This window comes from Bacillus cereus group sp. BfR-BA-01309 (genome assembly GCF_022664315.1).
Lineage (GTDB): Bacteria > Bacillota > Bacilli > Bacillales > Bacillaceae_G > Bacillus_A > Bacillus_A mobilis.
In genome coordinates this window covers 1-20098 of record NZ_JAKUHE010000019.1, presented here as the reverse complement: position 1 = coordinate 20098, position 20098 = coordinate 1, and the positions used below count along the sequence as shown (strand labels likewise).

Genomic DNA, 20098 nt, shown 5'->3' with positions numbered 1-20098 from the left:
ATTCATTTGGATAAAATAGCGGTAATTTCAGATATACATGGTAATATTCCAGCATTAGAATCTGTGCTGCAAGATATTAAAGTAAGAGGAATTGAGCGCATCATCTGTCTTGGAGATTTAGTCGGAAAAGGTCCTCATTCTAGCGAAGTGATTGAAATCATTCGTAAAGAATGTGATGGAGTTGTAATGGGGAACTGGGATGATTTTATTACAAAACCGACTGAATTTGAAGCGTTAAAATGGCATCAAAAACAACTATCGGAAGAACAAAATGACTATTTAAGAAGCTTACCATTTTCAATCGAATTTTATATGAGCGGCAAACTCATTCGTATGTTTCACGCTTCACCGAGAAGTTTATATGAAAGAATTCAACCACACGCTTCAAGAGAAGAGCGTATTAGTATGTTCGAAAACAGTGAGCTTACCGAGAATATAGAAGGGGAAAGAAAACCAGATGTCGTTTGCTACGGTGACGTTCACCAAGCATTCGTTCAAAATTTCAGAGGGAAAACGTTATGTAATGCAGGTAGTGTAGGCAATCCACTTGAAATTACACAAGCTTCCTATTTAATATTCGAAGGAACATACAATGAAAAAGAAGCCGCAAGCTTTTCCATTCAACTCGTACGTGTACCGTATGATATTGAATTAGCTATCAGACTAGCAGAAGAACTCGATATGCCAGAAATTGAAGAATACAAACAAGAATTACGGACTGCATTGTATCGAGGCTTTAAGGGAAAGTAAGCCAATCATAACATATCAACGATTTTTCAAATATATCTATCATAACTTAAAATATATCGGAGATTTTTTCGATATATCGACGATTCGACAAAGAATATCGACTTACCGACAAATAATGACATAAACTATTACTCATAATAATATTATGTAAACAGATTGTGGGAGGAAATACCATGAACCGAAAACAACGAATCAAAGAAATTGCAGATCATATTTTAAAATTAAATGTAACCCACCCAATAAGAGTTGGAGTAAGTGGTATTACAGCTTCAGGAAAAACAACATTTGCAAACGAACTAGCAGAAGAAATAAAAGAACGAGGGGTACGAGTAACACGCGCCAGCATCGACGATTTTCATAATCCGAGATCAATTCGATACGTGCAAGGAAAAGAATCGGCAAGAGGGTATTACGAAGATGCACACGATTATACAGCTTTCAAAGAAAGGTTATTAAAGCCTTTAGGACCAGACGGGAATTTACAATATGAAACGATTTCTCATAATTTAAAAACGGATATCCCTGTACATAATGAGCCGTTAATGGCCCAATCCAATATGGTATTAATAGTAGATGGAACGTTTCTATTGAAAAAAGACGTTGCGCATTTATTTGACTATAAAATTTTCGTAGATACAGATTTTGAGATTGCGAGAAAACGTGGTGCAAAGCGCGAGACTGAGGCTTTTGGAAGTTATGAAGAAGCAGAGAAAATGTTTTTAAACAGATATCATGCGGCCTGTAAAATGTATATAGATGAGCATAATCCGAAAGAGTGTGCGGATGTTGTATTTCGGAATAGTGATTTAGCAAATCCAGAAGTTATATTTCAAGAGCGAAAGTAATACATAATCAAAAGTATATGTATAGCCTTTTATTTATAGTTATAATTCTCGTATAATTAAATTAACTTTAGAAAGTAAAAACGGGGGATAAGGCAATAAAAAAACGTAAAAAGGGGACAGGAATAGAATGAATGAAGTACTAGAATTAAAAGAAGAGCTACTACAAATTAAAAATAATAATTATGCTGTACCAGAAGACGTAGATGCATATCCATATGCGCAGTGGATGCTAGATTATATCGGTTCATCTGATGCTGAATTACGTGATGATTTAATTTATAGTACGCTTCACACATGGATTACAAATGATGTATTTAGACAAAAGGAATTACGAGGATTAATGCTACAAGCAATTAGCCCTGATTATTTATTTTATAAAATTGGTGAAAAGGGAACAGACTCTGTATTTAAACGTGCATTCTCCGTATTAATTCCGCCACTTATTTTATCTGTTCATGAAAGAGAACCATTGTTATCTGAAGAACAACTGTACAGTGTGGCAGAACAAGTGCTGGAATATGTATATTTAGAAGAAGATGTAAGAGGCTATGTAGAAGGAAAAGGCTGGGCACATTCTACTGCACATGCAGCGGATGCACTCGCTGCTTTAGCTCGTACAATACAAAATCGTGAGTTTTCATATGCGATACTAGCTGCTGCTCGCCAGAAAGTTCGATTAAGTGATTACGTATATGTCCACTTTGAAGATGAGAGATTAGTAGCGCCAATTATGTCGTTACGTAACCAAAATCTTTTAACTGAAGAAGAGTGGAGCAATTGGCTACACAGTATAGCAACTGTTGAAGACATCCGACATCCGCAGCATGCTATTTTAGTACAAAATATTAGAACTTTCTTAAGAAGTTTTTATTTCAGAGTTTTAGAGACAGAAGGTAGTACAGCCTTTACAGATGATATATTGGAGACTTTGAAGGGTCTGCGTAGGTATTAAAAATATATTTTTTAATAGCAAAGTACATAAAACCACCATCTCCCAACCATACTAAAAAAAGTGTTGGAGGTGAATGTTATGGACGAAAAAGACTTTGAAAAAGTTTATAATGAATACTTACATCAAGGAGAAGAGCAAGCTCAATTTGAAGTAAACCATGAAGTCAATTCAGGAGCAGAACAAATTGTTGCTGTTCGTAAAAATGATGATGGTGATTTAATAGCCTTTAAAACAAGTAGCGGGAGAGAGTTAGATTATATGACTGCTCTTAGTGAAGCGAAATCAGGGAAGTTAACTCATGTGGACGTATTTCATAAGTATGGTAGAGATATTATACGTAGTGAAGCGGATGGAATAAAAGAAAATAACTTAGATAATTTACCTTCATTTTAAACGGGTAAACCTCAAGAAGAGAATATTCATCCCGATATTCTCTTCTTTTTTTATACAGTTTTCCCTACAAATAGAAGGTTCATTTTTATAGTGCAATTATACTTTTAAAGAGCTCTCTAAATTTCTCTTTATCTTCTGCTGTAAATGGTTTCGGTCCCTTTGTACGCTTACCGCTTTTTCGAACCATTGCACTTAAATATCGTGTTTGTAATAGTTGGTCAATGTTTTCATTCGTATACTTATAGCCTTTATGGTGTAGCACGATACAGCCTTTTGCTAAAGCAAGCGAAGCAAGACCGTAATCTTGCGTTACGATTAAATCTTCTTTTTTTGCTAATTGCATAATTCGGTAATCTGCAGCATCTGCTCCGGAATCAACATAAATTGTTTCCACGCCTGCTGGCTGTTCCGCATTAGAATAATGAGAAAAGCTAGTAACGAGGGTAACGGGGATTTCTGCATTCGTAGCTTCAAAAATAATTACATCTTTTACAGGGCAAGCATCTGCATCAACGTAGATTTTCATTTGTATCACTCCTATGACTAGGTTCGAGTTGATAATAATGGTAGATTTAGGTTTTGTCAAACGAAAAAGCTTTATCTCATGTTATTTTCCACAAACTAAAATAGCCTCACGCAAACGAGAAATACCTTCCTCAATTTGATCAATATTCACTTTTCCATAAGATAAACGAATATAACCATCTTTTGCGCCGAAAATACTACCGGGCATAAAGGCGATTTCTTGTTTTAAACTTTGCATAATAAGTTGTTTTTCGTTTATCGGTTCGTTTAATTTTCCCCATATGTATATACCACCAGTCGGGTTTGAAAAAGAGATTTTATCGTGAAGTTGCTCGTTTAGGGCGCGAACGATAACGTCTCTTTTTTCTGCTAGCTGTTTTCGTAACGGTACGATATGAGACTGAAACGGTACAGTTTCGAAAAATTGTTGCATAAGCCACTGCGGGAAAATGCTCATACCTAATTCCATTTGGTGCCTTGCGTCGGATAACCTTTCTACTACAGACTGCGGAGCGACAAGCCAGCCGACTCGTAAACCTGGCGCAATCATTTTTGATAAGGAATGTACATAAATGACAGTTCCATTTTCATCAATTGATTTCAAAGTAGGACAAGGTTGTTTCTTTTCTAGCGTAAGTAAACTAGAAGGGTCATCTTCAACAATCGCAATTCGTAAGTCTGCGCAAAGTGATAATAGTTTTTTTCTACGGTTTGGATGAAGCATTGTTCCCGTAGGATTTTGGAAGTTTGGATTTAAAAAGATCATTTTAATACGATGTTTTCTATATAATTCTTGCACATCGTCTGGATTAATACCGTGTTCATCGACAGGTAACGGGAAAATACGAATACCTGCTGATTGGAATAACGGTAAGGAGTAACAGTGTGAAGGACTTTCGAAAGCGACCGCATCACCTGGATTTAATAAACATTGCACGATAAGGTGAAGTGCTTGCTGTGCGCCGGATGTAATCATAATGGATTGCTCAGTCGCTTCAACTTTTAAATGTTCTTTCATATATTTTACGACCGCTTGTCTTAGCGGGAGATACCCTTGCGGATGATCATAACTTAATGAATGCGTTAACGGTTGTTCTCGTAAAATCGTTTGTAGTTGATCGTGAGGATAGAGGTTACAACCGAGCTCCCCGTTTGCGAAATCAATGATGTTCTCATTTTGTTGTACTTCCGCACGAATATGGCGAAGTAACGGTAAGTTTGGTAAAAACGTACCACCTTCTACGAAATTTCTCCAGTTTGGCGTTAATGTTGGAGAGACGCCCCACATATGTGTACTTACACGTGTACCTTTACCAGTCGTACTTTCTACAATTCCCATAGCGCGTAGTTCATTATAAGCAGTCGTTACTGTACTACGGTTTACATTTAACTGTGTAGCTAATTTCCGTTCAGAAGGGAGGAAGCTACCAGGTGGAAGTTCTCCGTATGTAATACGTTTTTCAATAAAGTCAACAACTTGCTGATAAATTGGGATTTTACTGTCGTTATCTAGCTTCCATTCCATACAAACACCTCCGCATCTCTTATATACATTTAGTATAACAAATTGGCTGGGTAAAAAAACAGCCAATTGGACGGTGTTATATCCAGCCAATTTTACTATGCTAAATATGGAAGGGGAGATTCGGATGAAAAGATGGCAAATGGAATGGCTCCTAGTATCAGTTGCATTAGTATGGGGAGCAAATTATACAATAGGAAAGTATGGCGTGGCATATATGTCATCCATTCAATTTAATAGTTTACGATTTTTAGTAGCATCACCGGTATTATTACTTATTACATTTATGATGGAACGCTCATTACGTATTGAAAGAAAAGATTGGTTACGATTAGTAGCAGTCGGTATCGTTGGTACGGCGATGTATCAAACAATGTTTATGCTATCTGTGAAATATACTTCAGCAACGAACGCCTCATTATTAATTGCGATGTCACCTATATTTACAGGGATATTAGCAGTATTACACAAACAAGAACGTTTTTCGATGAAAGTACAAATCGGTTCAATAGTAGCGTTTATTGGTGCAGCATTCGTTCTATTAACAGGACATACAGGAGGAGCTACTTATGAATATGCGTGGCTTGGAAATGTAATTGGATTAGTCGCAGCGATTGCGTGGGGGTGGTATCCAATTTTAGCGCAACCTCTTATTACAAAATACTCTGCAATGAGAGTCACATCATGGTCTACTTTAATTGGAATTGTACCGCTAGTTATATACTGTTTATTCAACGTAAATACTTTAACGTGGCCAGTAGATACGCCAAGCTGGGGATCGCTTGCATATTCAATCATCTTTGCGACCATCTTCGGACTAGCAATGTGGTATGTCGGTATTAGTCAAATAGGCTCAACGAAAGTAATGGTTTATATGTATCTCGTACCATTGTTCGCAGTTATCTTTGCAGCTGTAACAATTGGAGAGCAAATTAATATGATGCAACTCGTTGGCGGGCTGATTATATTTATCGGTTTATATGTTGTAAAAAAAGGCGGAATCAAAAAGCCTGCTCTCAATTTGAAAAAAGTAAGTTAGTAGTAAAAAGGATCTCTTTCATATAGAAGGAGATCCTTTTTGTTTTCGTAATAAAAGTGTTTGTTCAACAGCCCATTTTTGATGATCGTGAAGGAGAAGCTCGACAGCAAGTAAATGAGACATCCATCGTAAAACATGATCCTCCTCACAATTTTCAGCTTGTTTTTGCACCATGTTCGCGATATAAAAGAACCCATCGTTTAAATAATATGTATCTTCCTTTTCTGCATAAAAATATCGAGCCGCATTACCGATATACTGATCAATTTTAATTGCCCATCCTAATTCCTCTAGTAGTTCACGGTGCAAACATTCTTCTTTTGTTTCATCACCTTCCATTCCGCCACCAGGTAAAAAGTAACGGTCTTCTTTTTGGATAACAGCAATCTTTGAAGAAGATGAATGGAAAAGAACCGCATAACAACTAGGCCTTAATACATAATGAACAGTAGATTTTTTCGAGCCAAATGTGAGTTTCGAAATCATAAAACACAAACTTTCTCTATAAAATACATAAAAGGGATATTAAGGTAAATGAAGAATGATATAAGTATAATCTTAATAGATTGGAGTGGTAACAACATGATAAATCGAAAATGTTCAAGATGTAAAGAAATAACGGGTACAATACATGGTGGTAAAAAAATTAAGGAAGAATTTCTATGTGAAGACTGTTTACAAAAAGGAATTGCGAGCGGAGAAATCGAATTATCACAAGTGGAAGAAAAAGAAACTTCGTATCTTTCTATAAAAATATTAAAAATAATGAGTGTGATTTATTTAATAGCATCTATTTTTATGGCTTTTTCAACCGGTCCATTTATACATAATATAGGATTTGATGAAATCTCCATTTCAGGCCCAGAATTAGGTCTAATAAGTATTGTTATGTTAGGTTCTATATTTCAGTCTGTTCTTGTATTTTGTGGGATTTGGGTATTCATCCTTTTAGTAGAAACAGTCATTAAAATTTACGAAAAAATGAAGTGAGTGAGAGGGAGAAATATATGCGAGTAAGAAACATCCAAGGGGAAGATTATGTAAAGATTCATTCTGTTTTAAATGATTGGTGGGGCGGAAGAGATATGGCTGATATGTTGCCAAAACTGTTCTTCGTTCATTTTCAAGAAACGAGTTTTATCATTGAAGAAGATGGCGAAACGTTAGGTTTCTTATGTGGATTTTTTTCACAAACATATAAAGATGAAGCATACGTTCATTTTATCGGTGTAAATCCGAAGTATAGAAGAAGAGGAATCGCATCGACATTGTATTCTTATTTCTTTGATGTTGCTCGTGCAAATAACCGTAAAGTTGTAAAAGCAATTACGTCACCAACTAATAAAAAGTCGATACAGTTTCATCAAGAAATCGGTTTTCGAATTGATGCCGGGGATGATGAGATAGAGGGTGTATCGGTACATACAAATTATGATGGGAACGGCGGTAGTAGAGTTTTGTTTTTGAAAAATGTGTAAAAGTAGGCTAGCTTAACGTTAGCCTTTTTGTTGTGAGGAGATAAAAGTATGGAGAGTAAACAAAGTAGAAATGAGTACTTACGACGCATTTATAAAGTGCAAGATTATATAGAATCAAACATAGATAATCCACTTTCAATTGAAGAGTTAGCAGATGTAGCAGGATTTTCAAAGTTTCATTTTCATCGGATTTTTAAGGGGATAGTAGACGAGCCATTATCACGGTATGTAAACCGATTGAAATTAGAAAGGGCAACACATTTACTTACATATCGCACAGATATGACGATTACACATATTGCGTATCACTTCGGATTCACAGATTCAGCAGTTTTCTCCCGAACATTTAAAAATTATTACGGAATAAGTCCATCTCAATATCGAAACGACAATAGCAAGAATTGCAAAGACGTAAGCGGAACTTCTCAATACAATGAGTGTAAGAAGGTTCGAGGAAATGTTGAAATTGTATCAGCGGACGATATACACGTCGCATACATAAGGCATATCGGTACATATGAAGAGTTAACGATAGCTTTTTCAAAAATGATAGAGAAATTATTTCATTACGCAGTGGAGGAAAACTATCATGTATTTGAGGATACGAAAGTATTAACCATTTACCACGATCATCATGAATTTACTGAGGACAATCATTTAAGAACTAGTTTATGTATAACAATTCCGGATGGGTCCGCAGTTGAAACGAGCGACATTGGAATCATGGTAATACCTTCTGGAAAGTATGCGGTAGGTCATTTTGAAATATTCCAAGATGAATATAAAGGAGCATGGGATTTCTTATACGGTGAGTGGCTTCCCAATAGCGGATATAAGCCGAGAGATTCGTATCCTTTCGAAATGTATAAAAATGACCCAAGGCAGCACCCGGAAAATAAACATATAGTTGATATATATGTACCTATCGAACCTTTTTAATCATGGGTTAAAGGGGAATGAATAATGAAAACTGCTGAAAAGTTAGATCTGATTATAAAAGAAGAATACAAAAATATTAATGGTATGTTAGTAGTGCAGAGAGGTAATGTTGTTTTTGAAAATTATTATAATGATCACGGTCCAGATGATGCATTTCATATAGTGTCAGTCACAAAAACGATAATTTCTGCGTTGATTGGACTATGTGTAGATAAAGGGTATATAAAAAGTGTTGATCAAAAAGTAATAGAATTTTTCCCGGAATATAACGTTCATTCACCTGAAATAACAGTACGACATCTGTTGACAATGACAGCTCCACATCCTTTCGTAGACTGGCAGGAACCGTTAGAAGAGCTATGTACGCAACGAGATTGGGTACAGTATACGTTAAATAGGATAGGAGCAGGCGGAGAAGTTGGAATTTTTAAATATTCATCTGCAGGAGCTCATTTATTATCAGCAATCATAATGAGCGTAGCAGAAAAAAATGCACGTGAATTTGCGAATGAATACTTATTTCAACCACTCGGTATGAGAGAAATTCCAAACTATAATATGAAGGCATTTGGATTCGATGACCTATTCGGAAAAAGTGTGAAAGGATGGGTTCACGATCCAAATGGTATTTCAACAGGCGGCTGGGGACTTACGTTAACAGCTAGAGATATGGCTAAGTTTGGACAGTTATATTTGAATGAAGGTATTCATAATGGAAAGCAAATACTATCAAAATCATGGATAAAAGAATCGACAGAAATGAACCAAAATCAATATGGTTACTTATGGTGGTTACGAGAAGAGGATGGAATCTTTTCATACTGTGCAATGGGCGATGGTGGGAATGTAATTTGCTGCGTACCAGAGAAGGAACTGGTGGTGGCGATTGCTTCTGAAGTCATACCGAATGCAGAGGATAGATGGAAGTTAATTAAAGAGTGCATACTTCCTTATTCAAAAGATTAAGATGTGAATTTTTATGAAAATAAAAGGATTAGTTATACTTGTTATATTCACCATGATTGAAATTAGCGTTGTGAGAACAAAGTCGTTCAACTAAGATTAGAAAACTTCAACACCTATACGATTATTGAATAGGTGTTGAAGTACTTTATAATTTGTTTAGGTACTTTTAACTTTTCGATGTATTAGATACATCATGCCAAACACAATTACGAGCAAGATAAATTTAATTAATTCCATTAGGCTAATATCCCATTTTGTTTCTACTCCATCTGTTAAATAAAATACATTAAACATACCATGTAAAATTGCAGGTGTTATCACAGAGCGGCTATACTCTCTCGTATATGTCAAAATTATAGATAATATAAATAATAATGAGAGATAGCTTAATATTCCTACAAGCTGAAACTGATAATTTTTATAAAAGATTGATACTGGTAAATGCCATAAAGACCAAAGCAATGCAGTAATGATTGCTGTTTGTTTTAATGAATATTTTTTTCGTAAATGGTAATGAAAATTTCCCCGCCATATGATTTCTTCTAAAAATGCAGACAAAGCAGCAATTGTAAGACCAATGAGTAGGAGAAATCCTAATTCATTATAATGATGAAATAAGAATTTTATATTATAAATATAAAAATAGAAATAGAAATGCAGACATAGACCTAGAAGTATTGGGAATAAAATGGAGAAAATTAATGTTCTTATTTTTGGACGTGAAATTCCAAATGTATGAACTATTTTTTGTTTCTTATATAATTTCTGATATAAAATAGCAGCTAAAAGCGGAATAACCATCGTAAACCCTAAATAATTACGACCATTTTCTATGTTTAGTAAGATGATATATACAAGCGATGAGAGAAAATAAATACATAATGTTGAATGATAAACTATGTTTCTATTCATATTTTTCACCTACTTACATGTATAAGTGCTTAATCAAATATCCGATATTTTAATTATATATGAAATGGAAATTACATATGTTGAACTTGCAGAAAAAATCAGACCAACCCCGTAACTTTCCACAACAAAAAATCGTTTAACAAAAGAAACGATTTTCAATCACGAATGGGGGCGAAACATGAAAATTCTAATTCTAGGTGGTACACGATTTTTAGGAAAAGCTTTCGTAGAAGAGGCTTTGAACAGAGGGCATGAAGTTACATTATTTAACCGCGGAACAAACAAAGAAATCTTTCCTGAAGTAGAGCATCTTATCGGTGACAGAAATGATGATGTTTCAAGTTTAGTAAATCGCAAATGGGACGCGGTAGTCGACACGTGTGGATTTTCTCCGCATCACATTAGAAATATCGGAGAAGTCTTACAGAATAATATAAAGCATTATATATTCATCTCAAGTCTTTCCGTATATAAAGATTGGATTCCGCATCATATAAAAGAAGATTATATATTACAACCCGAACTAACGGGTGATCAAATAAAGGCTGTGGAGAATGGTGAAGTTTCTCCTTATGATTATTACGGTGCGCTGAAAGTATTGTGTGAAAAAGAAGCAGAGAAGTATTGGCCGGGACGTGTTTTACACGTAAGAGCAGGGCTTCTTTCAGGGATGTTTGATTACACAGACCGGCTTCCATACTGGATTGGGCGTGTAGCGAAGGGAGGAGAAGTATTAGTTCCAGGAAGAAAAGACCGCCCAGTGCAGGTAGTTGATATAAAAGACGTCGCAAGCTGGGGACTAAACATGGCAGAAAACAATAAAGCAGGTACATTCAATGTTACAGGTCCAAATTATGAATTGACGATGGAAGAGCTATTAAATACGTGCAAAAAGGTCACGAATAGTGACGTTGCATTCGTTTGGGTAGATGAATCATTTATGAATGAACATAAAGTGCAGCCTTGGACAGAGATGCCTTTATGGCTTCCAGAAACTTTTTCATTAGAAGGTGAGAGAAAGCCGTGGAAAGGTGGTTTTTCTATTAGTATTGAAAGAGCTATTAAAGAAGGACTTACCTTTAGAAGGTTAGAACATACGGTTACAGATGTGTATGAGTGGATGAAGAGTGTGGATGAATGGGAATTAAAAGCAGGTATTTCAGGTGAGAGGGAGAAAGATTTGATAGAAAAGTGGTATGAATCAATTTAGGGAATCCTCTTTGTCTATACTTGATTGAACGTAAGCGATGGAAGGAAGGATAAAAAGCTATGTGGAAAATCACCATTCGTAGTATTTCACAAAACTTAAGTTTCAAAAATCCAGCTACAAAGAATGAACTCGCTGAAGTTCACAAAAATTTGCAGGTGGAATTACCGAATGACTTATATCAATTATTACAGGAAACAAACGGTGTACAAGGTGAATATGGGGACTTTATATGGTCTGCTTCAAAAATTACAACTGAAAATATGAATATGAGAAATATAGTTGATTTCAAGGATTTATATATGCCTTTTGACTGTTTATTATTTTTTGCTGATGGCGGAAATGGTGATTTGTTTGGTTATTCCATTTTGAACGGAATCGTGCAAAGAGATGATATATATGTATGGAATCATGAAAATGATAGTAGAACTTGGGTTGCTCCTTCGTTAGAAACGTTTATGAAGTGGTGGGAAAGTGGGAAGATAACAATTTAAACATAGTATCATGAAAAACGCCTTGTTACGAAAGAAACAAGGCGTTTTTGGCAATTAACAAATCTATCAAACTATCGATTCTTCCCCATACATGTCCCATAACTTAGGAAACATCTTTTTTATCCTTCTTCGTCATCTTCATTCCAGTCTAACTTGATATCAACTTTCTCAGATTGTTCTTCTGTTTCAAACTCTTTTTCTTTCACATTACCAGCTGTGCCAATTTCTCCGTAAAACACAACGTAGTCTTTATACCGTATTAGATAGCAGTAAGACCTCCACCTCAAAATCGAGTAAATACGAGGAAGCCCCGTATAAATAAGTTGTATGAATTACATTTATTATTAGATTATGTTTGTGGCTATATTTTGGGAATTTTCTGTTGATTTACAATGTGCGATAGTATATATTGTATATAAAGTATATATACAATATTTTTAAAAAGAGGTATTTGCATGCAAATCGTTATTACGAACACTTCAAAGGAACCTATTTATGAACAAATTGGTGTACAAATAAAAAAACTTATTTTACTAGGTGATTTAAAGCAAGGAGATCCTCTTCCTTCAATGCGTCAGTTAGCAAAAGATTTAAGAGTAAGTATTATTACAACGAAAAGAGCATATGAAGAACTGGAAAAAGACGGTTTTATTTATTCAATTGTCGGAAGGGGGTCCTTTGTAGCAGAACAAAACATTGAAACTATGAAAGAAAAAAAATTAAAGACAGTTGAAGAAAAGTTGTGTGAAGCGATTCAAAATGCTAAACAAATGGATGTTTCTTTAAATGATCTAAAAGAAATGCTTACAATTTTATACGAGGAGGAGAACTCTTGGAAAATGTAATAGAACTTCAAAATGTCAGTAAATCTTTTAAAGGATTTCAAATTAAAAATTTTTCGATGGAAGTAAAAAAAGGATTTGTTACGGGTTTTATTGGGGGAAATGGATCAGGTAAATCTACAACGATTAAAATGATTATGAATCTAATGAACCCGGATAGTGGAAATGTCTTCTTATTTGGCATGAACTATTCGACTGATGCGAAGCGAATTAAAGAAAGAATTTGTTTCGTTTATGATGATAATGTGTTTTATGATGAACTCACATTAAAGGAAATTACTAAAATTATTGCGCCTGCTTATAAAAAATGGGATTTTAACCAATTTACATATTATAAAGATCTGTTCGAATTACCATTAAATAAAAAAATGAAAACATTCTCCAAAGGAATGAAAATGAAAGCCTCTCTTGCAATTGCCCTTTCACATCATGCTGAACTAATTATTATGGATGAGCCTACTTCCGGACTCGATCCGGTATTTAGAAGAGAATTATTGGATGTTTTACAAAATATTATGCAGGATGGTGAGAAAACTATTTTTTTCTCATCTCATATTACAACGGATTTAGACCGCATTGCCGATTATATTACATTTATTCAAAATGGGAAGCATATTTTTACAAAAGATATTTATGCCATTGCAGAAGATTATATTTTGGTCAAAGGACCACTAGATATGTTAGATTTTGAAACTGAGCGTGAATTTATATCTGTATGTAAGGCAAATACAGGTTTCGAGGGATTGATTGAAAATGTAAATTCTATCGAAACTTTATTTAATAAAGAAGTGGTGATTGAAAAACCAAGTTTAGAGGATATTATGTATTTCATGAAAAAGGGGGAGTCAAGATGCTTAATTTAATTAAAAAGGATTTGATTTTACAAAAAAACTTTTTACCTGCGTATCTCTTATTTTTAGTTACCTATTTGTGGGCCGGCATGGATGTAGCATATGTCATAATCATTTGTAGTGCCGTTTTTGTAATTAACACATATCAATCTGATGATAAAGATAATGCTAATATTTTAGTAAACTCATTACCATATACTAGGAAGGAAATTATAAGTTCAAAATACGTTGGAACCTTATTTTTTACAATAGTAATCATCCCATTTTGTTTGGTTGGAAAATATTTCATTTTAGACAGCATGGAATTTCAACTTTCCTTAGAAAGTTACATCCTAGGCTTCTTGGCAGTCATGCTGATTACTGCATTTTACATCCCATTTTTTGTTGCATTTAAAGTGAAAACACTTGTACCAGTTTTTATATTTTTATCTATTGGAGTTATATATTTAATGCGAAATACTCCATATTTATTAAATAAATATGCTAATGGCGTACTGACCTTTTTAAAAGAGATTTCAGATTTGAAATTATTTCTTATATTTGCTGTCATTGCAGTAGGGTGCTATGGGATTTCATGGATATTATCTATTCGTATCTATCAGAACAAGGCTCTTTAATAGCAAGTTCTAAAAGGAGGAACATTTAAATGACATCAAAAAAAGGGCGTCCTATTCGAATACGAAATTGGCTGAAAACTCTTGGAGCATTTTTCGTTATGCAACTAATTTTTATCATCCTTGATATGACTTCGTGGATACCGAATTTCAAGGAAGGAGGAGTTGGGGAGCGTCTCGTTAATTCAGAGTTCTTTACGGAATGGTTCGCTCCTTATAAAACAAAGCAATTTAACGTATTAACGCTAGTTATGGCTATTTTATTATTCCTAAATGTATTAACAAGTGCAATAAAAGACGCTTTTTCTAGAAAAAGAATTAATTAGCACATGAGTTGACCTTGCGTTTTTTTATAATGTCTTAAAAATATTTAAAAACAACAGGGTAAAGATAAAAACTCCATTTATTGAAGTTTTACTTTATCTTTTATAATGATTTCTTATAAAATATTTGATTTTTCAGTTTTGTGCATTGGCAATGTTTCCTTTCGTCCCCCATAATGCTGCTCTAGTGTGTGCAATGATTGTGACATATGTATTTATACTTGTGATGACAAATGATGCGTATTGTTTTTGGAAAGTTAAAAAATTATTGAATGGAATAGAAAAATTGAGTAATCTTATTTGTACATCACATACATAATAGTTTTATAGTGATTTTTAAATAAAGTATAGGGGGAATGAGGGATGGATCTTACATTTAAAGTAGAGGAAACATGTTTTAATTACCGAGTCGGAGCAATTTGTAAACATGATAATAAAATTCTTATTCTACAAGGTGACGGTGAAGATTTTTGGTACGTACCAGGCGGAAGAGTGAAAATGCTAGAAAATAGTGAAGATGCGTTAAAACGAGAGCTTGCTGAAGAGTTAGCGGTTCCTATCGGGATAAATAGATTAATATGGTCAGTAGAAAATTTCTTTACACTTTCTGAGAGGAAATTTCATGAAATTAGTTTTTATTATGAAGTAGAGCTTCATGAGTTACCTGCAAATGGGGCAGAGGAATATATTTTGGAAGAAGAAGGTAGAACATATTTCTTTAAGTGGGTGCCGGTAGAAGAGTTAGATACATATAACTTACAGCCAGCGTTTATAAAAGAGAAAGTAAAGGATGTATCAGTTCATACAGCACATATCGTTTTACAAAAGTAAATGTATTAGGAGGGGATAAGGGTGAAGGGGACAAAAAAAGAGATTCATATAGAAGGAAAAGTAATTCCATATACACATATTGAAAAAGGTTCAAATAAGATATGCTTTATGTTCTCGGGTTCAGGATATAATTACGATAAACCGTTATTTTATTATGCGACGATGTTAATGCTTGAACATAAAATAGATGTAGTACATATTCATTATTCTTATGACGAACAAGTAATGAATAAATCAATGGAAGAAATAACGAAAGTAATGATGGATGATATTAATCCTATAATGAAGGAAGTATTAAAGGGTAAGCAATATAACGATACTATGTTTTTAGGGAAGTCACTTGGAACAATTCCGATTGCAAATGATTTAATGAAGAAAGAAGAGTTTTTACAGTCAAAAATGATACTACTTACACCTTTACTAACTTTTGATTCTATTTTTGAGGCGATTTTACATAGTCATCATGAAGGGATATTAGTAATTGGAGATAAAGATCACCAATATAATGCAGATCAAATTGATCAGTTGAATAAAACGAATCTAACGATCGATGTTGTTAAAAATGCAAATCATTCTGTAAATGTTGGGGAATATGAAACAGAGAATTCAATTGAGGCGATAGCAAATATAATAGAAAAACTTAAAGAAGTTATTAGGACAAACTAACCTATCAATACATGCAAAAAGAGGTGCAATTTGCACCTCTTTTTTACTTAATAAGCCCTCAAAACATGAAGTAAATAATCCTTACGATTCAGCGGATTATAATCAACACGTTTTCGAGTAGGGAAGGGGGCATTCAGTTTTTTGTAACCAGTTGGATTCGCTGTAAATATACCTTCTCCTTCTGTAAAGGAATGAAGCATTCGCTTAAAATTCTCTGTTTTCGCAACAGGTAATGAGCCTGTTAACTGGTAAGAATCATTGTATAGTTTAGGCTCGCTAAAAGTTGCTGAAATAGCGGCTAATTTATACATTGCGGTACTAATCGCATGTTCCGGTACAGTCAATTCAAACTCGTTTACGGGTTCATATACACATGTTCCGGCTTGCTTTAAAGCATCCATTAAAACGAGTGGTGTTAAGTTTCTAAAGTCACTCGCTGTTGTAACAGGACTAGCATAACCTGTATGTGTTAACGTGACGATAATGTCCGTAACTTCCCATCCATATACTCCTTGTTTTAACGTTTGAAATACAGTATCTTCAATTGCTTTATGAAATGCTAATGGAAGTGATCCCAGTTCAACACCTAACTTATATGTTACGCCAGAATTAAGTTCACCACGTTCGATTTTAAAACCAATAGTTGCGTAAAACGGATTCGCTTTTTCGCCCATTACTTCAACGCTATTACCTACGCCAATTGGTTTCTCAATACATACGACACGCGTATTTGAGAAAGTAACTTGCAGATTATATTTCTCATAAAGAGTTGTTTCAATTACTTCTTTTTGAACTTCACCGAAAAGGCGAATATATAGTTCATTATGAATATCATCTTTCCACACTTTAATGAGCGGATCTTCTTCACATAGCTCCATAAGTGCAGCGTATAGATCATGAATACGTTCTTTTGGTAATGCTTCAATAGCAGCTTCCATTTGTGGTTCGGCAAAGTGAATATCTTTTATATAATCCGTTCGTTCACCGATAATATCACCAATTTTAATATCACTCAGTCCCCACACTTTGCAAAATTCTCCGCTAGGAACGATTGAAGCTTGAACTGCATTTCCGTTATGAAACATACATATTTTCTTAATCTTTTCTTTATGTGCTTGAGCTTCATCACGCTGTATATGAACATATTTTCTAACGTGTAAACGACCAGAAAAAATTCTTACATATGCAATCTTTTCCCCAGAAGGTTCACGTTCAATTTTAAACACAACACCGGATAATGTTTCATTTTCAGCAGGCTTATTAGCTGGAAATAAGGCTGGAATATTTTCGAGCAGTTCAGTTACACCTGTACCTGTCATAGCTGAACCGAAAAAGATAGGGAACACATTTGCTTGTGCTATTTGTGTAATGAGTTTTTCTTTTAATAATCCGTCCGGTACGATTTCGTCATTTACATATGACTCAAGTAATGATTCATTATATGGTACTAACAGTTCCATACAATCGTCATATGATTTGTATTCAATAATTCTTGCTTCCTTTGTTCCTGCGTTTTTTACAGAGTAGAAAGGGAATGCTTCATTTGAAAGAACCTCTTTTATTTGTTTCATAACTTTTTCAGTATTTGCGCCACTACGATCAATTTTATTAACGAATAAAATAGTCGGTATGTTTAGTTTCTGTAATGTTCGCATTAAAATTTTTGTTTGCGCTTGCACACCTTCAACAGCAGAAATAACTAAAATTGCACCGTCTAAAACGCGGAATGATCGCTCCACTTCAGCGATAAAATCAGCGTGTCCAGGTGTATCAATGACATTTACTTTTAAGTCATTGATACAGAAAGAGACGACAGATGCTTTAATCGTAATTCCGCGTTGTCTTTCTAATTCCATTGAGTCAGTTTGCGTATTACCACTATCTACTCGGCCAATTTCTTTAATCACATTCGTTTCATAAAGAATACGCTCAGTCAAACTCGTCTTGCCAGCGTCTACGTGCGCGACAATCCCTATATTTATTGTTGTCATATGTGAATATCCTCATTTCATTTTCCATTTTTAATTCCTCATTTCTATTTGTGTATTGCCGCATTACAATCACTCTCCAGTCATTTAAATTAGTACTATTATAGTGCAATTAACATTATTTGTAACGCGACAAAGCGCCTTAATTTGGAAAAAATATAAATAAAACAAAATGCTTGCATTCTAAATTGATATAGATTATATTAATTGACATATCAATCATTGATGTATCAAACGTTTTTGTTTTGATTGTAAAGGAGGGGTAATTTGACAAGTTCATGCTCAAAAGAAGCGATTATTTTATATAAATTACACTTTCTAAATAAAGAAGTAAGTTCGAAGTTTGAAGGTTGTACGGGTATGAGCCAATCTCGTTTAGAGCTTATACTTCAGTTATATGAAGTAGGTGAAATTAGTCAAAAAGCACTTCAACAAGAAGTGAATATTGATAATGCTGCGATAACGAGGCATTTAAAGCAGCTTGAGGCAAATGAAATGATTACAAGACGTAAAAATCCAGAAGATAATAGAATTACGTTAGTTTCTCTTACTGAAGAGGGACGAAATAAAATTCAGGCGTTTCAAGAGGAAAAAGAACGTTTTGCAGCTTCTGCATTTAAAGGATTAAGTGAGGAAGAACGCGATAATCTTTTAACTATGTTAAATCACATTCAAGAAAATATAAAAGAATTGTAAAAAAGGGTAACTAACTGTTACGATTTATTTAACCAATTATAACGAAAGTTAATTAAATATATCAGTAAGCCCTGCTAGTCAAGTGATTGGCTAGTAGTGAGGGTTAACTGCGGGCAATCCCTAAAGCTGATTGAACTACAACGTGGCTAGAAATAGCGAGCGTGAATGTTGCAAAAGCAGAAAAAATCAATCAGATGGTGCAAGGGTAAATCCTAAACACTAGAACAATGGGTCTTCCGCCTCGAATCATCTAAGTCAAAATGGATAAGATGAACGTTCAACGACTATCTCGTATAACTGACGAGAGTACATCACAAGCCTATGGTGGTGGAAAAATCCTCTATCTTTAAGTAGATAAACATATAGTCTGCGCTCATGTGAAAACATGAGAAGTTCATAAGAGAACTGGCTAAGGAATTGCGCCCTTAGTTGAACAAGATAAATTTTATTGAATCTATCAAACTTTATTGAATTTATCGAACGTACGTGCTATGTTTGGTTCAATGAGGTGAGAATAATAATGAAATTTTCACGAGTTAGTCAAGTATCGGAATTAACAGGTTTGTATCCTGGTAGTCTTAGGAGAATGCTGGTGGAATACGCTACGATTCAGAAGAACAAATCTTTCATTAAAGGAGTTACATTCTGATGATATTGGCGAAGAAAGTCAGACTGATTCCAACGCCTGAACAAGAAAAAGTGCTTAGAAACCATGCTGGTGCTGCAAGATTCGCTTATAACTATTGTAAAAGAATGAGCGATAGATACTATAAGCTATTTGGAAAATCTGTTTCACAGTTAGCTTTACAGAAACGATTTACAAAGATCAAGAAGCGAAAGAGATATGGGTGGTTAAAAGACATCAATGCACAAGTCCCTAAACAGGCTTCACAAGATTTTGATACGGCGAGAAGAAATTCGTTCAAAAAGTACAAAAATGGTTCTCACACTTCTTATAAATCCAAAAAAGATTTAATTCAAGGATTTTATGCCAATTATGAAAGACTGATTATAGGAAAGAAAGTAGTTCATATTCAGTCTATTGGAGAAGTGAAAACAAGCCAACAACTACCAAGAAACAAAAAACCATCCAATCCAAGAGTTACATTTGATGGTCGTCACTGGTGGATGAGTGTAGGATTCCAAGAAGACTTTGAATTACAAGAACTAACGAATGAGTCGATTGGTGTGGATGTTGGTTTAAAAGAGCTGTTTGTAGCTTCTAATGGTATGAAAGAACGAAATATAAACAAAGATGCCAAGGT

At 34.5% G+C, this 20098-nt stretch carries 25 protein-coding genes; 20 read left to right on the top strand and 5 right to left on the bottom strand.

The window, feature by feature from the left end:
* The first annotated feature begins 6 nt into the window (after positions 1-6).
* From MR115_RS25195 to MR115_RS25180, 4 genes are all read left to right on the top strand, one after another.
* On the top strand, positions 7-750 hold the full coding sequence (locus MR115_RS25195; RefSeq protein ID WP_242243136.1) for a metallophosphoesterase family protein: 744 nt from the start codon (positions 7-9) through the stop codon (positions 748-750).
* Between the two features lie 173 nt (positions 751-923).
* The gene (locus MR115_RS25190) at positions 924-1595 is read left to right on the top strand and encodes a nucleoside/nucleotide kinase family protein (RefSeq protein ID WP_242243135.1); all 672 of its coding nucleotides are present in this window, start codon (positions 924-926) and stop codon (positions 1593-1595) included.
* 127 nt (positions 1596-1722) lie between these two features.
* Positions 1723-2547, top strand: coding sequence for a DUF2785 domain-containing protein (locus MR115_RS25185; RefSeq protein ID WP_242243134.1), 825 nt, complete (start codon positions 1723-1725; stop codon positions 2545-2547).
* 78 nt (positions 2548-2625) lie between these two features.
* Positions 2626-2940 carry a DUF3892 domain-containing protein gene (locus MR115_RS25180; RefSeq protein WP_242243133.1) on the top strand — a complete coding sequence of 105 codons (315 nt, stop codon included), beginning with the start codon at positions 2626-2628 and terminating at the stop codon, positions 2938-2940.
* Between the two features lie 85 nt (positions 2941-3025).
* Here MR115_RS25180 and MR115_RS25175 read toward each other — a convergent pair whose 3' ends face one another.
* Both MR115_RS25175 and pdxR read right to left on the bottom strand, forming a co-directional pair.
* Positions 3026-3466 (bottom strand): YaiI/YqxD family protein, encoded by a 441-nt coding sequence (locus MR115_RS25175; RefSeq protein WP_242243132.1) that lies wholly within the window; start codon positions 3464-3466, stop codon positions 3026-3028.
* A gap of 81 nt (positions 3467-3547) precedes the next feature.
* The gene (pdxR, locus tag MR115_RS25170) at positions 3548-4990 is read right to left on the bottom strand and encodes a MocR-like pyridoxine biosynthesis transcription factor PdxR (protein WP_088096843.1); all 1443 of its coding nucleotides are present in this window, start codon (positions 4988-4990) and stop codon (positions 3548-3550) included.
* 124 nt (positions 4991-5114) lie between these two features.
* Here pdxR and MR115_RS25165 point away from each other — a divergent pair, with 124 nt between their 5' ends.
* Positions 5115-6026, top strand: coding sequence for a DMT family transporter (locus MR115_RS25165; protein WP_097841245.1), 912 nt, complete (start codon positions 5115-5117; stop codon positions 6024-6026).
* 18 nt (positions 6027-6044) lie between these two features.
* Here MR115_RS25165 and MR115_RS25160 read toward each other — a convergent pair whose 3' ends face one another.
* Positions 6045-6512, bottom strand: coding sequence for an NUDIX hydrolase (locus tag MR115_RS25160; RefSeq protein ID WP_242243131.1), 468 nt, complete (start codon positions 6510-6512; stop codon positions 6045-6047).
* Positions 6513-6608: 96 nt separating this feature from the next.
* On the opposite strand from MR115_RS25160, the gene MR115_RS25155 reads away from it, so the two are divergent.
* Genes MR115_RS25155 through MR115_RS25140 form a run of 4 tightly spaced genes read left to right on the top strand, consistent with a single transcriptional unit; the run spans position 6609 to position 9409 of the window.
* Positions 6609-7016 (top strand): DUF3980 domain-containing protein, encoded by a 408-nt coding sequence (locus MR115_RS25155; protein ID WP_071723839.1) that lies wholly within the window; start codon positions 6609-6611, stop codon positions 7014-7016.
* 17 nt (positions 7017-7033) lie between these two features.
* Positions 7034-7504: a GNAT family N-acetyltransferase gene (locus MR115_RS25150; protein WP_144535903.1), complete on the top strand. Its 471-nt coding sequence runs from the start codon at positions 7034-7036 to the stop codon at positions 7502-7504.
* Between the two features lie 48 nt (positions 7505-7552).
* The gene (locus MR115_RS25145) at positions 7553-8443 is read left to right on the top strand and encodes an AraC family transcriptional regulator (RefSeq protein WP_242243130.1); all 891 of its coding nucleotides are present in this window, start codon (positions 7553-7555) and stop codon (positions 8441-8443) included.
* A gap of 24 nt (positions 8444-8467) precedes the next feature.
* Positions 8468-9409 (top strand): serine hydrolase domain-containing protein, encoded by a 942-nt coding sequence (locus MR115_RS25140; RefSeq protein ID WP_098597775.1) that lies wholly within the window; start codon positions 8468-8470, stop codon positions 9407-9409.
* A 156-nt stretch (positions 9410-9565) separates the two neighbouring features.
* Here the strand turns inward: MR115_RS25140 and MR115_RS25135 are convergent, their stop codons facing one another.
* Positions 9566-10330 carry a CPBP family intramembrane glutamic endopeptidase gene (locus tag MR115_RS25135; protein ID WP_242243129.1) on the bottom strand — a complete coding sequence of 255 codons (765 nt, stop codon included), beginning with the start codon at positions 10328-10330 and terminating at the stop codon, positions 9566-9568.
* A 169-nt stretch (positions 10331-10499) separates the two neighbouring features.
* Here MR115_RS25135 and MR115_RS25130 point away from each other — a divergent pair, with 169 nt between their 5' ends.
* From MR115_RS25130 to MR115_RS25095, 8 genes are all read left to right on the top strand, one after another.
* Complete coding sequence (locus tag MR115_RS25130; protein WP_242243128.1) at positions 10500-11531, top strand: SDR family oxidoreductase; 1032 nt, start codon at positions 10500-10502, stop codon at positions 11529-11531.
* A gap of 59 nt (positions 11532-11590) precedes the next feature.
* Positions 11591-12022 (top strand): SMI1/KNR4 family protein, encoded by a 432-nt coding sequence (locus tag MR115_RS25125; RefSeq protein WP_163095030.1) that lies wholly within the window; start codon positions 11591-11593, stop codon positions 12020-12022.
* Between the two features lie 455 nt (positions 12023-12477).
* Complete coding sequence (locus MR115_RS25120; RefSeq protein ID WP_242243127.1) at positions 12478-12867, top strand: GntR family transcriptional regulator; 390 nt, start codon at positions 12478-12480, stop codon at positions 12865-12867.
* Positions 12855-13727: an ABC transporter ATP-binding protein gene (locus MR115_RS25115; RefSeq protein ID WP_242243126.1), complete on the top strand. Its 873-nt coding sequence runs from the start codon at positions 12855-12857 to the stop codon at positions 13725-13727. Before MR115_RS25120 ends, MR115_RS25115 begins: the two co-directional genes overlap by 13 nt.
* The gene (locus MR115_RS25110; protein WP_242243125.1) at positions 13715-14332 is read left to right on the top strand and encodes an ABC-2 transporter permease; all 618 of its coding nucleotides are present in this window, start codon (positions 13715-13717) and stop codon (positions 14330-14332) included. Before MR115_RS25115 ends, MR115_RS25110 begins: the two co-directional genes overlap by 13 nt.
* Before the next feature lie 29 nt (positions 14333-14361).
* Positions 14362-14655: a YfzA family protein gene (locus tag MR115_RS25105; RefSeq protein ID WP_000202090.1), complete on the top strand. Its 294-nt coding sequence runs from the start codon at positions 14362-14364 to the stop codon at positions 14653-14655.
* Positions 14656-15015: 360 nt separating this feature from the next.
* Entirely contained in the window at positions 15016-15483 is a 468-nt protein-coding gene (locus MR115_RS25100; RefSeq protein WP_242243124.1) for an NUDIX hydrolase, read from the top strand.
* Positions 15484-15504: 21 nt separating this feature from the next.
* Positions 15505-16149: an alpha/beta hydrolase gene (locus tag MR115_RS25095; protein WP_242243123.1), complete on the top strand. Its 645-nt coding sequence runs from the start codon at positions 15505-15507 to the stop codon at positions 16147-16149.
* A 47-nt stretch (positions 16150-16196) separates the two neighbouring features.
* On the opposite strand, the gene MR115_RS25090 is transcribed toward MR115_RS25095, so the two are convergent.
* Positions 16197-18140: an elongation factor G gene (locus tag MR115_RS25090; protein ID WP_242243122.1), complete on the bottom strand. Its 1944-nt coding sequence runs from the start codon at positions 18138-18140 to the stop codon at positions 16197-16199.
* A gap of 264 nt (positions 18141-18404) precedes the next feature.
* Between MR115_RS25090 and MR115_RS25085 the strand changes: the two genes are divergently transcribed.
* From MR115_RS25085 to MR115_RS25080, 3 genes are all read left to right on the top strand, one after another.
* Positions 18405-18833 (top strand): MarR family winged helix-turn-helix transcriptional regulator, encoded by a 429-nt coding sequence (locus MR115_RS25085; RefSeq protein WP_098586770.1) that lies wholly within the window; start codon positions 18405-18407, stop codon positions 18831-18833.
* A 520-nt stretch (positions 18834-19353) separates the two neighbouring features.
* The gene (locus tag MR115_RS29910; RefSeq protein WP_255864095.1) at positions 19354-19482 is read left to right on the top strand and encodes a hypothetical protein; all 129 of its coding nucleotides are present in this window, start codon (positions 19354-19356) and stop codon (positions 19480-19482) included.
* Positions 19482-20098, top strand: a 617-nt coding sequence (locus tag MR115_RS25080; RefSeq protein WP_242243121.1) for an RNA-guided endonuclease InsQ/TnpB family protein, incomplete at its 3' end; no start/stop codon positions are given. The genes MR115_RS29910 and MR115_RS25080, both read left to right, overlap by 1 nt.